1 protein-coding gene is annotated in these 721 nt (G+C 59.2%); it reads left to right on the top strand.

Annotated features, from left to right (window positions below; all coding sequences use genetic code 11):
- Nucleotides 1–378 (top strand): transposase (locus MTX35_RS25320; RefSeq protein ID WP_243597478.1); only part of this gene is annotated, 378 nt, incomplete at its 5' end.
- Nucleotides 379–721: the final 343 nt, after the last annotated feature.

Genomic DNA, 721 nt, shown 5'->3' with positions numbered 1-721 from the left:
CAGGTCGCGCAGACGCTCGCCGGGTCGTTTCCGAAGGTGTCGGCGATGATGGACGGTGCGAAGGAAGATGTGCTCGCGTTCCGTGCGTTCCCGAAGTCGCATTGGCAGAAAATCTGGTCGAACAATCCGATCGAACGACTCAACAAGGAGATCAAACGCCGCGCCGATGTCGTGGAGATCTTCCCCAACCCGGCGGCGTTCCTGCGCCTGGCGACCGCGGTGGTGATCGAAGCGCACGACGAGTGGCAAGTGACCCGCCGCTACGTCTCCGACGTGTCGATGGACGAGCTGAGGGTCGTCATCGCCAGGAAGGAACGCGCTGCAGTATCAACCGACACGACCGCTGAGTCGTTGACACCTCAGCTCGAAAGCGCCTAACATACAACACAACTCGTTGATCATGAACCGGATGGTTCACCGATCCGAATTACACCACCCCATGGGGCACTATCATCTTCCACTCCGAACTTGCCGTATGTACCTCGCGGGCTTACCGGGCTTACCGGGCTCTCGTGAGCTCTCCGCGGATGCGGTCTTCGCGGGGTGTTGTGGGGCAACAGTATGGCCGAAAGTTTCTTCGCTGATTTCAAAAACTGTCAATGGACATCGGGAAGTGACCACAGGCGGTCACGAGAACTGCCCATGGGTGGCCAACAAGAACTGACCGGTGGCGGACACGAATCTGCCCATGTCGGGTTTGTCCGCCACCGGTCGAGCATCA

This window comes from Rhodococcus sp. ARC_M12, assembly GCF_022810385.1.
Classification (GTDB): domain Bacteria; phylum Actinomycetota; class Actinomycetes; order Mycobacteriales; family Mycobacteriaceae; genus Rhodococcoides; species Rhodococcoides navarretei.
Note: the sequence above shows the minus strand (reverse complement) of the source record. Positions and strands in the feature narration are given on the sequence as shown.